Genomic DNA, 12,295 nt, shown 5'->3' on the forward strand with positions numbered 1-12,295 from the left:
TTGACGCCGGGCGGGTCCGGTGTCACGCTCTCGTCATACGGAAAGTCGATTTCGGGATTCGAGAAGGTGTGTGATCCGTGGACCTGGAGGAGTTCAACTCCACTCCGGCTGACCGGCTGCGGCCGGCCCTGGCGGCCTGCTGTGACGTGCCCGAGTGGGTCGACGGAATCCTGGCCAAGCGGCCGTACGGCGACGTCGCCGCACTGGCCGCGGTCGCGGACCAGACGCTCCGGGAGCTCGACGACGACGAGGTCGATCATGCTCTCCAGGCGCACCCGCGGATCGGTGACCGGGCGCAGGGCGTGAGTACCGAGGCCTCCTGGTCGCGGAGGGAACAGTCCGGGGTCGGCGACGACCCGGGCGCCCGCCGAGAGCTTGCCGAAGGCAACCGTCAGTACGAGGAGCGGTTCGGCCGGGTGTTTCTGATCTGCGCCACCGGGCTGTCCGCGCAGGACATGCTCACCAGTCTCCGCGAGCGTCTCCTGCACGACGACGTGGCCGAGGCGAAGGTCGTTCACGAGGAGCTGCGCAAGATCGCGCTGCTCCGGCTGGCCAAGGTGGTGGACGCATGAGTTCGCTCAGTACTCATGTGCTCGACACCGCACTGGGCCGGCCGGCGCAGGGTGTTCCGGTGCAGCTCTACCAAGGTGACGTCGTACTCGCGACCGGTGCGACGAACGACGACGGGCGGTTCGCCTTCACGTCGACGCTCGAACCAGGGACCTATCGGCTGCAGTTCGACGTCACGTCGTACGCCGCCGCGACCGGTCAGGACATCTTCTTTCCCGAGGTCTCCGTGACCTTCACGGTCGCCGACGAGCGGCACTACCACGTCCCCCTGCTGCTCAGCCCGTTCGCGTTTTCCACCTACCGAGGGAGCTGACCCCATGGCCATCCACCTGGGCGCCAACCAGTACGGCAAAGCCGAGAGCCGCGTTGTCCGGATCTACCGTGACACGCCCCGCCACCAGATCCGCGACCTGAACGTCTCGACCGCCCTGCGCGGCAACTTCGAGGCCGCGCACACGACCGGCGACCAGAGCGACGTATTGCCGACCGACACGCAGAAGAACACCGCGTTCGCCTTCGCGAAGGAGAAGGGTGTCGGGGCGATCGAGGACTACGCGCTGACGCTCGGCGCGCACTTCCTCGAGGCGTCGCCGGTCGCCGGGGGCGCGCGGGTCGAGGTCGAGGAGTACGCCTGGGACCGGATCCAGGTCGACGGTCAGGACCACGACCACTCGTTCGTCCGGACCGGCGGCGGTGTGCGTACGACGGTCGTCAACGTCGAGGGACGCGGTGCGGAGCGGAAGTCGTACGTCGTGTCGGGCATCAGCGATCTCGTCGTACTGAAGTCGACCGGGTCGGAGTTCCACGGGTTCCTCAAGGACAAGTACACGACGCTGCCGGAGACGAACGACCGGATCCTCGCGACGTCGCTGGTCGCGCGGTGGCGGTACGACCACACCGACGTCGACTGGGACAAGTCGTACGACCAGATCAAGGGGCTGCTGCTCTCACGGTTCGCCACGATCCACAGTCTCGCTCTGCAGCAGACGTTGTACGGGATGGGTGAGGCCGTGCTCGAGCAGCACCCGGAAGTTGCCGAGATCAAGTTCTCCGCGCCGAACAAGCACCACTTCCTGGTCGACCTCTCGCCGTTCGGGGTCGAGAACCCGGGCGAGGTCTTCATCGCCGCGGACCGCCCGTACGGCCTGATCGAGGCGACCGTGACGCGCGACGACGCGAGCGACGCCGGCAGCGCGTGGCACGCCGTACCCGGATTCTGCTGACATGTCGAGGATCGTGATCGAGGGCGCTCACCTAGCGACCCTCGATCCGTCCCGGCGCGAGTTCGTCGGGCATGTAGTTGTTGAAGGCAAGCAGATCGTTGCGGTCGGCCCCGGTCCGGCATCGGCGTACGACGGCGCGCGGGTCATCGATGGCTCGGGATGCCTTGTCACACCGGGCTTCGTGAACACGCATCAGCATCTCTACCAGTGGGTGACGCGCGGTCTCGCCGCGGACGCAACGTTGTTCGAATGGCTGACGACGCTGTACCCGGTCTGGGCGCGGATCTCCGAGGAGACCGTGTACGTCGCGGCCCGGGCGGCGCTCGGTCAACTGGCTCGGACCGGATGTACGACGGCAGCCGACCACCACTACGTCTTCCCGCGCTCCGGTGGGGATCTGCTCGCTGCCGAGATCGCTGCGGCTGCCGAGATCGGGCTGCGCTTCCACCCCGCTCGTGGATCGATGGATCGCGGTCAGAAGGACGGCGGGTTGCCGCCGGACTCCGTGGTCGAGGACCGCGACGAGATCCTCGCCGCGACCGAAGCTGCGATCGACCGCTGGCACGATCCTTCGCCGGACTCGATGCTGCAGCTCGTGGTCGCGCCGTGTTCGCCGTTCAGCGTGAGCGGCGAACTGATGCGCGATTCGGCCGAGCTGGCCCGGCGCCGCGGCGTACGTATGCACACCCACCTCGCCGAGACCACGGACGAGACGGACTGGTGCCGGGAGACGCACGGGCGCACGCCGCTCGAGTACGCCGACAGCCTGGGCTGGACCGGGCAGGACGTGTGGTTCGCGCACGGCATCCACTTCGACGACACCGAGATCAAGCACCTCGGCAGCACCGGCACCGGCGTAGCGCACTGCCCCAGCTCCAACGCTCGCCTGGGCGCCGGCATCGCACGTACTGCCGATCTCCGCGCGGCCGGCGCTCCGGTAGGGCTGGGCGTAGACGGTGCCGCCAGCAACGAATCCGGCAGCCTGGTCGAAGAGGTCCGCCACGCCCTGCTCTTTGCCAGAGCCCGCGGCGGCCCCCAGTCCCTGACGGTCAGGGCCGCGCTGGAAATGGCGACGCTGGACGGCGCCCGCATCCTCGGACGCTCGGACCACATAGGTTCCCTTGAGCCCGGCAAGCTCGCCGACCTGGCCGTGTGGAACCTGAACACCCTGCCCCACGCCGGCATCCCGGACCCGGTCGCCGCCCTGGTCCTCAGCACGCCCCCACCGCTGGCTCTCCTCCTCGTCAACGGCCGCCCCGTCGTGGAGCACGACGTACTGCTCACCGCCGACCCGGCCGCCCTAGCCCGCGAGGTCGCCCGCACGCAATCCAAGCTTCTCGCCTGAGTGGCAACAGGCCCTGGGGACTGGCGATAGGCAACGCCGTATCGACAGTCCCCAGCGGCTATCCACAGATGTGCAATCACGCGCCGCGCGGAGATGTGGCGCATGCATGTTCTAGGGGCATGAACAGGAGATTGGAAGTGATCGCGGCGGGGAGGGGCGGGTGGTTCACTCGCCCGGACGCGCTCGCCGCGGGGTACAGCGACAGCGAGGTGCGGCAGCGGGTGCGGAGTGGTCAGTGGGTCAGGATGGGTTTCAACTCGTACGTCGATCCGCGTGGCTGGCCCGTTGACGAACCGCCGTGGGAGCGCGCGATCCGGCTTCATCGGCTCAGCGTGCGGATGGCCCGGGAGCGACTCGGGGCCGTCGTGGTCAGCCATCAGTCGGCCGCGCTGTTCCACGGACTGCCGGTCTGGGGCACTGACTTAACCGCCGCGCACTTCACCCGTGTGGGGACGGGGCAGTCTCGCCGAGGCCGCGGCATCCGCGTGCATCGCGGTGCGCTCGCGGCCGACGAGATCGTGGAGCTGAACGGGCTCCAGGTCACCGCGTGCGAGCGCGCAGTCGTGGAGACCGCATGTACGACGTCGTACGAGGTCGGTGTCGTCCTGGCCGACGGCGCATTGCGGATGGGGCTGACGACCCGCGAGCGGCTCGCCGCCGTCGTACGGCGTCATCGTCACTGGCGTGGCCTGCCGGCTGCGAGTGCGGCTGTGCAGTTCGCGGATGGCCGCAGCGAATCGGTCGGCGAATCGCGCCTCCGTGTCCTGATGGCCAACCACGGACTGCCGGCCCCGGAGTTGCAGGTCGAGATCCGCGACGAAGCCGGCCGCTTCATCGGCCGCGTCGACTTCCTGCTCGGGACGCTGGTGGTCGAGTTCGACGGAGCGATGAAGTACGGCGACACCGCGAACGCCGTACTCGCGGAGAAGCGGCGCGAGGACCGCCTCCGCGAACGCGGGTACGGCATGATCCGCATCTCCTGGGCCGACCTAGCCCAACCACACGACACGGCCGCCCGGCTCTGGCGCGCGATGTCGGCGTACGCCGTGGGGACTGGCGATAGGCAATAGCTTGTGGCCAGTCCCCGTCTGGGGTGGCCAGCACCGGCCGGCCTTGGACGAGTAGCAGCTGGTCCAAGGCCGGCCGGCGGTCAGTGGAGGAGGGTGCCGTTGATCCAGACTGCTTGGACGTCTGCAGGGGTTCCTAGGGTGAAGATTCGGGCCAGGGCCTCTTCGGTGTCTTCGGCGTGGGTGATGGCGACGGCCAGCGGGGAGCCGTCGGCGGGACGGAGGAGCTGGGCGTCGAAGTGCTGGCCGACGCTCAGATGGCCGACCTGCGGGAGGTCCAGGGCCTCGGCGCCGGCGGTGGTGGACAGGTAGAGCAGGTGGGCTGCGGTCAGCGGGCGACCTTGGTCGGCCAGGAGTTGCTGGCAGAAGTACGCCTGCAGGCCCTCCTTCAAGAGCGAGAAGCCCGTGCCGGCGCCCACATCGGATCCCAGGGCCACGCGTACGCCGTACTGCAGGTGGCGGCTGAACGGGAACAGACCGCTGCCCAGCGCCGCGTTGCTCGTCGGGCAGTGCGCGACGGTAGCGCCGCTGGTCGCCAGCATCTTGAGCTCCACGTCCGTCGGGTGGACGTTGTGAGCGAGCACCGTACGGCGGTCCACCAGCCCGTGCCTGTCGTACGTCGTGACGTAGTCGGCGCCTCCGAACAGGTCGGCGACCGACGCGATCTCAGCCTCGTTCTCGTTAACGTGTGAGGTGAAGAGTGCGCCGGGGATCGCGTCCATCAGCTCACGACAGGTAGCGAGCAGGTCGTCGGTGCACGAGAGCGAGAAGCGCGGCGTCACGGCGTACCGGTTGCGGCCGACGCCGTGCCAGCGATTCGCGAGGGCGAGCGACTCGGCGTACGCGCGGACCGGTGTCGTCAGAAGCTCGGGCCGGAGCAACCGGTCGCTCAGCACGAGACCGCTCGTCACCCGCAGACCGACACCGGACGCGGCGTTGAAGAGTGCATCGACCGCGTCGGAGTAGTGCGCGCCGAAGACCAGCGCCGACGTCGTCCCAGCCGCGGCCAGGCCGCGGACGAACTCGTTGGCGACACCAGTGGCATAGGAGACGTCCGCCATCCGCGCTTCCTCCGGGAGCGCGTACCGGTCGAGCCACTCGAGCAGCGGCAGACCGAGACCGCCGACGGCGCGGATCTGCGGGAAGTGCACGTGGGTGTCGACGAAGCCCGGGAGTACGACGCCGTCGGTCAGGTCGACGACCTGCTCGGCGGGGTGTGCCGTCCGGATCTCCAGGAACGGGCCACGAGCAACGATCACGCCGTCCTGGACCAGGAGTCCCGTGTCGCTGTCCACGCGCAGGTTCCCGCCGTTGAACGGGTTCTCCGGCGTGTCGATGAACGTGCCACGGAAGATAGTCATGCCTTCGCCTCACGATGGGCCGAGGCGGGGCGACGCTCGGCAGGGTGGGCCGACACGGGAAGCCGGTCGGCGGTAAAACGTTCGAGCAGCCAGGCAGCAACACTGACCGCGATGACGGCCGGCTCCTTGCCGGTCACGCTGGGAATGCCAATGGGTGTGGTGATCCGGGCGATCGCGTCCTCGGAGTTGCCGTCCTCGGCCAGCTTGCGCTGGAAGCGGGTCCACTTGGCGCTGGATCCGATCAGGCCGATCGTGGCCAAGTCGTCGTTGCGAATGGCAACGTCACAGAGCGCGGCATCTTCGGCGTGGTCGTGGGTCATGATCACCGCGTGGGTACCTGGCGGGAGTTCACCGACCACGAGCTCCGGCAGCACCGGCACGTTGTGCACGTGTACTTGCGCCACCGCATCATCCAATACAGCAAGGCGATCCGCGGTCAGCTGATCCGTTCGGGAGTCGACGAGATGCAGCTCGATGTCGTGCCGCGCGAGGATCCGCGCCAGCTCTAGGCCGACGTGCCCGACCCCGAAGATCGCGACCGAAGGCACCACGGGCAGTGGTTCCAGCAACAGCTTCACCTCTCCACCACAGCACTGAACTCCGTGCTGGTACGGCGCTTTGTCCGACAACGCAGCCGTCAGCTCCTCGGGGACCGTGATCCCGTCCGCGATGATCTCCCGCGAACGCTCGATCGCCAGCGCTTCAAGGTTGCCGCCGCCAACAGTCGCCCAGACGTTGTCGGCAGCAACCACCATCTTCGCGCCGGCCTCGCGCGGCGCATGCCCGCGCACCGACATCACGGTGACGAGCACTCCGGCCTGTCGGCCGGCTCGCAACCGCTGGATCGCCTTGACCCACTCCATCTCCCTCACCCGCCCGCTCTGCGGGCCGAGGAGGGGGCAGCCGTAGCCTCACCGGTGCCACCGGCGGACGTGCCACCGGCGGAGGTGCCGCTGGCGGACGTGCCACGGGAGGAGGTGCCGCCGGTGGACGTGCCGCCGGCGGACGACGGGACGGCTGCGCCGCCCGCGTGTGTCCAGTCGGGTTCGCCGGAACGGGCGCGGTCCAGCGCCCAATAGACAGCCTCGGGGGTTGCCGGTGACGGGAGGTCGATGCTGATGCCGGCAGGGCCGAAGGCCGCGGCTGCTTGCCGCAACGCCTCGCGGACCGAGAACGCCAGCATCAAAGGGGGTTCACCCACAGCCTTGGAGCCGTAGACCGCGCCGTCCTCGTGAGCCTTCTCCAGCAGCCGAACATTGAAGACCTCAGGCATCTCCGAGAAGCTCGGCAGCTTGTACGTGCTGGCTGCCTGCGTCGACAGCCGTCCACGACGGTCGCCGGTGCTCTCGTCCCAGCGCAGGTCCTCGAGCGTCAGCCACCCGGCGCCCTGCACGAATCCGCCTTCGATCTGCCCGATGTCGATCAGCGGGCTCAGGCTGTCGCCGACGTCATGCACGATGTCGACCCGGCGCAATGTGTACGCCCCGCTGAACCCGTCCACCTCGACCTCGGACGCCGCCACGCCGTACGCGAAGTACTTGAACGGCTCGCCGCGCATCGCGTTGGCGTCCCAGTGCAGGCCCTCGGTCCGGTAGAAGCCGGCCGCCCACAGCTGGACGCGCTGCATGTAGGCCATGCCGATCAGCTCGTTCCACGGCAGTCCATCGCCCGACAAACCCCGTACATCGCCGTCGACGAACCGTACGTCGGACGGGCTGATCCCGAGCCGCCCGCCGGCGACCTGCGCCAGCCGTTCCCGGATCTGCTCACAAGCGTTCTTGATCGCCGCACCGTTCAGATCGGCACCGGACGACGCAGCAGTAGCGGACGTGTTCGGCACCTTGTCGGTACGCGTCGGTGCCAGCCGCACCCGCGACAGCGGCACCCCGAGCGTGGTCGCAGCGACCTGCAGCATCTTGGTGTGCAGGCCCTGCCCCATCTCGGTGCCGCCGTGGTTGATCAGCACGGACCCGTCCTTGTAAACGTGGACGAGCGCCCCGGCCTGGTTGAACGCGGTCAGGTTGAACGAGATCCCGAACTTCACCGGAGTCATCGCCAGCCCGCGCTTCACATGCTCGTGCGAGGCGTTGAACGCCTCGACAGAAGCAAGCCGAGCGGCAACGTCCCCGCCGGCGATGACCTGGCTCCAGCACGACTCGAGCCGATCCGCGTGCCGGACGGGTTGCCCGTACGGCGTGGAGTCGCCCGGCTGGTAGAAGTTCCGTCGCCGCAGCTCCAAAGCGTCGTACCCGAGGAGTGGCGCACACCGACCGAGGATGTCCTCGATGACGAGCATGCCCTGCGGCCCGCCGAACCCGCGGAACGCGGTCTGGGAAGTCTTGTTCGTCTTCGCGATCTGCCCGTCGACGCGGACATGCGGGATCTCATAAGCGTTGTCGATGTGGCACATCGCCCGCGCCAGCACCGGCTCGGACAGATCCAGGCTCCACCCGCCATCCGCGGTCAGCGTCGCGTCCAGCGCAACCAGCCGACCGTCGTCGGAGAAGCCAACGCGCCACGACGAGTGGAACCCGTGCCGCTTGCCCGACATCGTCATGTCCTGCGTCCGGTTCAGCCGCAGCCGCACCGGCCGCCCGGTCAGCGTCGCGCCGAGCGCAGCGATCGCGGCGAACCCGTGCGGCTGCATCTCCTTGCCGCCGAAGCCGCCGCCCATCCGCAGGCACTGCACGGTCACGGAGTGACTGGCCAGCCCGAGTACGTGCGCGACGATCTCCTGCGTCTCCGACGGATGCTGCGTGCTCGACTGCACGAAGATCTGCCCGTACTCGTCCACCAGCGCCAACGCCGCATGCGTCTCGAGGTAGAAGTGCTCCTGCCCGGCGAACTCGAACTCTCCGCTGAACACATGCGGAGCCCCCGCCAAAGCAGCTGAGACGTCGCCGCGCTCCAGATGCCGCCCGATGCCCTGGAAGCTCCCAGCCTCGATCGCCTCGCGAACGCTCACCAACGACGCCAACGGCTCGTACTCGACCTCGACCGCCAACGCCCCGAGCCGCGCGGCCTCCAACGTGTCCGCAAGCACCCAGCAGACCGCGTGCCCGTTGAACATCACCTCGCCCGGGAACAACGGCTCGTCATGCTTGACGCCGGCGTCGTTCACCCCCGGTACGTCGTCCGCGGTCAGCACCCGCACAACACCGGGTACGTCGTACGCCGGCTTCACGCGCAACGCAGTCACCCGCGCGTGCGCGTGCGGCGACTGCACCGGCCACGCGTGGAGCACGTCCTTCGTGCGCATCACCAGATCGTCTGTATATAAGGCGGCCCCGGTCACATGCAGCGCAGCGCTCTCATGCGGCATCGGTACGCCGACAACTGCGGCAGCAGGCCGTTCCGACAGCGAGCTCATGCCTCGACCCCCTTGAAGTAGAACCGCAGCAACGACTGCCCGAGCATCGCCGAGCGGTACGCCGAACTCGCGCGGTGATCGTCCATCGGCGTACCCTCCGCGGCCATCACCCCGGCGGCGGTCCGCACGGTCGTCTCGTTCCACGGCTGACCGATCAACGCCGCCTCGGTCTCGCGGGCGCGCAACGGGGTCGCCGCAACACCGCCGAGCCCGATCTTCGCGTCCCGAACGACACCGTCCTGTATGTCGACGGCGTACCCGATCGCGACGCTGGAGATGTCGTCGAAGCGGCGCTTGGCGATCTTGTGGAAGGCGGTCATCGGTGCCAAAGGCAACGGGATCACGATCGTCTTGATCAGCTCGTCGGCGGCCTTCATGGTCTGCCGATACCCGGTGAAGTAGTCCGCCAACGGCACCACGCGCTCACCCCGCAACGACGCCAGCACGAGACTGACGTCCAGTGCCAGCAGTGCGGGTGGTGTGTCTCCAATAGGAGATCCGGTCCCGAGGTTCCCGCCGATCGTCGCGCCGTTCCGGATCAGCCGCGACGCGAACTGCGGGAACATCTCGGCCAGCAACGGCACCCGCCCCGCCAGCCGCCGCTCGATCTCGGTGAGCGTCAACGCCGCACCCAGCCGAACCTCGTCGTCGCCGAAGGAGAACTCGCGCAGCTCCTCCAGCCGGTCGATCGCGATGGTCAGCGGCGGGCGGGACCCGAAGATGTTCACCTGTACGCCGAGGTCGGTCGAACCGGCGACAACCTGCGCGTCGGTCCGCTCGCCCAGAACTGTCAGTGCGTGGTCGAGCGAGCTCGGACGGATGAACTCGCCCTCGGGCGAGACCATGCCGGTCGGCGCCGGCGCGGGCGGCGGGGAGTTGCGGCGTACGGCGAACGCGTCGTTCTCAGCCGGATCCTCGAGGGCGTAGGCCGCGTCGCGGATCGGACGATAGCCGGTGCACCGACACAGGTTGCCGCTCAGCGAATGCAGATCGAAGCCGTTCGGGCCGTGCTCATGATCGCCCTCACCACAAGAACGCCCCGGGCGGTAGAACTCGGCCGCCATACTGCACACGAAGCCCGGCGTGCAGTACCCGCACTGCGAGCCCCCGCGAACAGCCATCTCCTTCTGCACCGGGTGCAAGGCATCCGGCGAACCGAGGCCCTCGGAGGTGATGACCTCCTGGCCGTCCAGCGACGCGATCGGCAGCAGGCACGCGTTGATCGCGGTCCACTCTGTCGGGGCCTCCGTGCCGGCGCGGGCGACGAGGACCGAGCACGCCCCACACTCGCCCTCGGCGCACCCCTCCTTGGCGCCGGTCAGGCCGCGGTCGCGGAGCCAGTCCAGCACCGTGGTGTGGACGGGAATGTCGCCGAGAGCGGTGAGCTCGCCGTTCACCGTCACAGCAGGGGCGCGCAGTGCTTGGGTAGTCATCGGTTCGTGCTCCAACGGGTTCGTGCGCTGTGGATCGGGTTGGCGTCCGAGACGAAGTCGTCGAACCGGTAGCCGGCGATCTTCGCGATCTCGAGCAGCGCGGCGGCGTGCTCCTGGTTCTCGCAGTTGCCCAGCCGCTCGCGGCCCTGCTCGACGATCCGGTCGTACGACTCGGCATCGCGCACCGAGATCACCAACGGGAACCCGAACCGCTGCTCGTACTCCGACGTGATGGCGGCCAGCTGGTCGCGTTCCGGATCGCCCAGGAACGTCAGCCCCTTGTCCGACTGGTCCCGCAGCGACGCTTCGCCACTGAGGCCGTCGGCAACGAACTGCGAGCCCAGCTGCGGGTACGCCTGGATCAGATCGCGCTGCTCGTCGCGCGAGCCGGAGAACAACGCCTCCTGGAAAGAACGTCGCAGCGCGTGGGTGTCGGCGTACGGGCGCATGTCCCATGCCCGCTCGACGGCCCAGCGGGGACCCTGGAAGAGCCCGCCGAAGGTCTCGACGAACTCCTCGCGGGTCATCTTGTTCACCTGGTCCAGCCGCACGGAGTCACCCGGCTGTCCCGCGACCGCGGGGCCGTAGTTCTTGCCGACGTGGTGGAACAGGATGTTCAGGAAGATCGCGGTCAGGCTGCCGAGCGTGATGCCGCTGCCGAAGATGATCTCGGCCCAGTCCGGCACGGCCTGCGCGACCTGCGGCTGCGCGGTGACGTACATGGCCAGACCGACGCTGGTCGCGACGATGACGACGTTGCGGTGATCGTGGAAGTCGACCTTCGTCAGAGTCTGGAAGCCGACCACGGCCACGGTCGCGAACATCGCCAGCGCGGCACCGCCCAGGACCGGATGCGGTACGCCGGCCACGATCGCGCCGGCCTTCGGCAGCAGCCCGATCACGATCATGATCGCTCCGGCGGTCGCGACCACCCAGCGGCTGCGGACCCGGGTCAGCCGGACCAGGCCGACGTTCTCGGCGAAGCAGGTGTACGGGAACGAGTTGAAGACGCCGCCGATCGTGGTTGCCAGGCCGTCGGCCCGTAGTGCCCGGGCGATGTCCTCGCGGCCGATCCGCTTCTCGACGATCTCACCGGTCGCGAAGACGTCACCGGTGGTCTCCACCGCGGTGATCAGCATGACCACGACCATCGAGATGATCGCCGCCACCGAGAACTTCGGCCAGCCGAAGTAGAACGGCGTGGTCACTCCGGCCCAGGCAGCGTCCCCGACCGCCCCGAAGTGTGCGTCGCCGAACGCCCAGGCAACCAGGGTCCCCACGACCAGGCCGATCAGCACGGCGATCGTCGCCATGAAGCCCTTGAAGACCCGCTGGATCAGCACGATCAAGGCCAGCGTCCCCAGCGCGTAGGCCATGTTCTTCCCGCTGGTCGGTGCGGCATCCGGGCCGGCGCCGCCGACCGCGTCCCCGGCCGCGACCGGCAGCAGCGCCAGACCGATGATCGTGATCACTGAGCCGGTCACCACTGGCGGGAAGAACCGGATCAGCTTGCTGAAGTACGGCGCGATGAAGAACGTGGCCAGCCCGGCGACCAGTACGGCGCCGTAGATCACCAGCAGGCCGTCGGTACCGCCGCCGGCCGCGAGCCCGATCGCGATCATCGGCGAGACCGCCGTGAACGTCACGCCCTGCAGCAGCGGCAGCCGGACGCCGACCTTCCAGAATCCGACCGACTGGATGATCGACGCGATGCCGCAGGTGAAGAGGTCCGCGTTGATCAGGTGGATGAGTTGCTCGGTGGTGAGCCCGATGGCACTGGCGAGCAGGATCGGTACGATCACCGCCCCGGCGTAGAACGCCAGTACGTGCTGAGCGCCGTACACCGCGAGCTTGCCAGGTGGCAGCACCTGATCGACGGGGTGGCGGCTGGACCGCAGGTTTGCCTTCATCGGGGACACGCTCCTC

General features: G+C 68.5%; 10 protein-coding genes. 5 read left to right on the top strand and 5 right to left on the bottom strand.

Features of this window, described 5'->3' with window-relative positions; all coding sequences use genetic code 11:
• Positions 1 to 77: 77 nt before the first annotated feature.
• From uraD (ACQPYH_RS01825) to ACQPYH_RS01845, 5 genes are all read left to right on the top strand, one after another.
• Positions 78 to 572 carry a 2-oxo-4-hydroxy-4-carboxy-5-ureidoimidazoline decarboxylase gene (uraD, locus tag ACQPYH_RS01825; protein WP_432885620.1) on the top strand — a complete coding sequence of 165 codons (495 nt, stop codon included), beginning with the start codon at positions 78 to 80 and terminating at the stop codon, positions 570 to 572.
• Positions 569 to 883: a hydroxyisourate hydrolase gene (gene uraH / locus ACQPYH_RS01830; RefSeq protein ID WP_432885623.1), complete on the top strand. Its 315-nt coding sequence runs from the start codon at positions 569 to 571 to the stop codon at positions 881 to 883. The genes uraD (ACQPYH_RS01825) and uraH overlap by 4 nt, the downstream gene beginning before the upstream one ends.
• 4 nt (positions 884 to 887) lie before the next feature.
• Complete coding sequence (gene pucL / locus ACQPYH_RS01835) at positions 888 to 1,793, top strand: factor-independent urate hydroxylase (protein WP_432885626.1); 906 nt, start codon at positions 888 to 890, stop codon at positions 1,791 to 1,793.
• A gap of 1 nt (position 1,794) precedes the next feature.
• Positions 1,795 to 3,138, top strand: a complete 1,344-nt coding sequence (locus ACQPYH_RS01840; RefSeq protein WP_432885629.1) for an 8-oxoguanine deaminase — start codon at positions 1,795 to 1,797, stop codon at positions 3,136 to 3,138.
• A 119-nt stretch (positions 3,139 to 3,257) separates the two neighbouring features.
• Positions 3,258 to 4,208, top strand: coding sequence for a type IV toxin-antitoxin system AbiEi family antitoxin domain-containing protein (locus tag ACQPYH_RS01845; RefSeq protein ID WP_432885632.1), 951 nt, complete (start codon positions 3,258 to 3,260; stop codon positions 4,206 to 4,208).
• A gap of 80 nt (positions 4,209 to 4,288) precedes the next feature.
• Here the strand turns inward: ACQPYH_RS01845 and guaD are convergent, their stop codons facing one another.
• The 5 genes from guaD to uraD (ACQPYH_RS01870) are packed head-to-tail and all read right to left on the bottom strand — an operon-like array spanning position 4,289 to position 12,279.
• Complete coding sequence (gene guaD / locus ACQPYH_RS01850) at positions 4,289 to 5,566, bottom strand: guanine deaminase (RefSeq protein ID WP_432885635.1); 1,278 nt, start codon at positions 5,564 to 5,566, stop codon at positions 4,289 to 4,291.
• A complete protein-coding gene (gene xdhC / locus ACQPYH_RS01855; RefSeq protein ID WP_432885638.1) occupies positions 5,563 to 6,429 on the bottom strand; it encodes a xanthine dehydrogenase accessory protein XdhC in 867 nt (288 codons plus the stop codon). Before xdhC ends, guaD begins: the two co-directional genes overlap by 4 nt.
• 5 nt (positions 6,430 to 6,434) lie before the next feature.
• A complete protein-coding gene (gene xdhB / locus ACQPYH_RS01860) occupies positions 6,435 to 8,936 on the bottom strand; it encodes a xanthine dehydrogenase molybdopterin binding subunit (protein ID WP_432885641.1) in 2,502 nt (833 codons plus the stop codon).
• Positions 8,933 to 10,369, bottom strand: coding sequence for a xanthine dehydrogenase small subunit (locus ACQPYH_RS01865; RefSeq protein WP_432885644.1), 1,437 nt, complete (start codon positions 10,367 to 10,369; stop codon positions 8,933 to 8,935). Before ACQPYH_RS01865 ends, xdhB begins: the two co-directional genes overlap by 4 nt.
• Positions 10,366 to 12,279 carry a 2-oxo-4-hydroxy-4-carboxy-5-ureidoimidazoline decarboxylase gene (gene uraD, locus ACQPYH_RS01870; RefSeq protein ID WP_432885646.1) on the bottom strand — a complete coding sequence of 638 codons (1,914 nt, stop codon included), beginning with the start codon at positions 12,277 to 12,279 and terminating at the stop codon, positions 10,366 to 10,368. The genes ACQPYH_RS01865 and uraD (ACQPYH_RS01870) overlap by 4 nt, the downstream gene beginning before the upstream one ends.
• Positions 12,280 to 12,295: the final 16 nt, after the last annotated feature.

It is taken from the genome of Kribbella sp. CA-245084 (genome assembly GCF_050942355.1).
GTDB lineage: Bacteria > Actinomycetota > Actinomycetes > Propionibacteriales > Kribbellaceae > Kribbella.